The sequence below is a fragment of the Cytobacillus firmus NBRC 15306 genome (assembly GCF_001591465.1).
GTDB classification, from domain to species: domain Bacteria; phylum Bacillota; class Bacilli; order Bacillales; family Cytobacillaceae; genus Cytobacillus; species Cytobacillus firmus.
This window is the reverse complement of sequence record NZ_BCUY01000193.1, coordinates 1-1895: the sequence shown is the minus strand read 5'-3', so window position 1 is coordinate 1895 and position 1895 is coordinate 1. Positions and strand designations below refer to the sequence as shown.

Annotated in this window: 1 protein-coding gene; it reads left to right on the top strand. The window is 45.1% G+C overall.

Features of this window, described 5'->3' with window-relative positions; genetic code table 11:
• Positions 1-549: 549 nt before the first annotated feature.
• Positions 550-1812, top strand: a complete 1263-nt coding sequence (ltrA, locus tag BFI01S_RS21750) for a group II intron reverse transcriptase/maturase (RefSeq protein ID WP_061794427.1) — start codon at positions 550-552, stop codon at positions 1810-1812.
• The last annotated feature ends 83 nt before the right edge of the window (positions 1813-1895 follow it).

Genomic DNA, 1895 nt, shown 5'->3' with positions numbered 1-1895 from the left:
TTGTGTGCCCGGCATGGGTGCAGGCTCTAGGGTGCAAGTCCCGAACGGCGAAGGCAGTAGTAGCCGTAGCTTAAGACAAGGATATGCGGGGTGACCTGCATATCTGAAGGAAGTCGGCGGCAAACTTCCGCTCCGAGGAACACGAATCTCATATAAGGCTAGGTGACATTGGATGAGTCTGCAATACAAGACAAAGCCCATACTGCCGAAGGTGTCACAGAGTAAATGAGGCGGAGACATGGAAGGAAAGTCTGTACTCTTACCCGGGGAGAACCTGTCGATATGCCGTACTCATGCGGTAAGCCTATCCGTGAGGATAGGTTGAACGACAGGCGTCAGCAGAAGCCATAGTACTTATTCGCTTAAGAGGATAAGGAAGGGCTGAACCGATTATGGAAAATAGGAACTAGGCGTATCTTTCCATTCAATGAAACAGAAAACAAAGTACCTGTTTATCGTAAGAAATGGTGAATCCATGGGGGACGGTAAACAGGGTGGAGACTGGAAAGGACACAATCAGAATACCTATTTACGGTGGAGGTTATATCAATGTTAATGGAACGAATCCTGTCACGGGAGAATCTACTTAATGCAATAAAGAGAGTAGAAAAGAATAAGGGAAAACATGGGGTGGACGAAATGCCCGTCGCTGCTCTTCGAGGACATATCATGCTCAACTGGAATGAGCTACGCAAATCCCTCTCCGAGGGAACCTATATCCCATCCCCAGTCCGTCGAGTCGAAATCCCGAAACCAGATGGCAAAGGGAAAAGGAAATTAGGAATCCCGACCGTGACAGACCGTTTCATTCAACAGGCAATTACCCAAGTGCTTACCAAAATGTACGACCCAGGTTTCTCCGAATGTAGCTTTGGCTTTCGCCCAAAGAGGCGAGCGCACCAGGCGGTCAAACTAGCCCAAAGCTATATAGAAGAGGGTTATCGTTGGGTAGTCGACATCGACCTTGAAAAGTTCTTTGACAAGGTTAATCACGATAAATTGATGAGTAAATTAGCTGAGAGGATCAACGACAGAACTCTCCTCAAACTCATCAGGCGGTTTCTAACCTCTGGTGTTATGGAAGGCGGACTTGTCAGTCCGAACCTTGAAGGGACACCGCAAGGCGGTCCTTTAAGCCCTCTACTTTCGAATATTGTCTTGGATGAACTGGATACAGAATTGGAACGTAGAGGACATCGTTTTGTTCGTTACGCCGATGATTGTAATATCTACGTGAAATCCAAAAGAGCTGGAGAAAGAGTTATGAAGGCAATGACTCATTTTATCGAGGGGAAGCTTAAATTGAAGGTTAATAGGGATAAAAGTGCTGTAGACCGCCCATGGAGAAGGAAATTTCTTGGGTTCAGTTTTACCAGCAACCTAAAACCGAAGGTGAGAATATCTCCCCAATCAATAAAACGGTTTAAAGATAAAATAAGGAAGCTTACAAGCAGACGCAGGTCAATTGCCATGGAAGTTAGGATTCATGACCTTAACGAATATCTAGTAGGGTGGGTAAATTACTACCATTTAGCTGATACTCGTTCAGTAATTACAAAACTCGAAGGATGGGTTAACCGAAGGTTAAGAATGATTCGATGGAAGGAATGGAAACTTCCCCGAACAAAGATCAAGAAACTCATTGAATTGGGCGTACCGGAAGGAAAAGCATACAAATGGGGAAATACCAGGAAGGCTTACTGGAGAATATCAAAAAGCCCAATCCTTCATAAAACATTAGGGAAAGCCTACTGGCTTTCCCTAGGATTGAAAAGTATTTCTGCAAGATATGACTTACAGCGTTCGACATAATTGGAACCGCCGTATACGGAACCGTACGTACGGTGGTGTGAGAGGGATAAATGGAGGTTAGTCACCTCCCCCTATCTCAATTT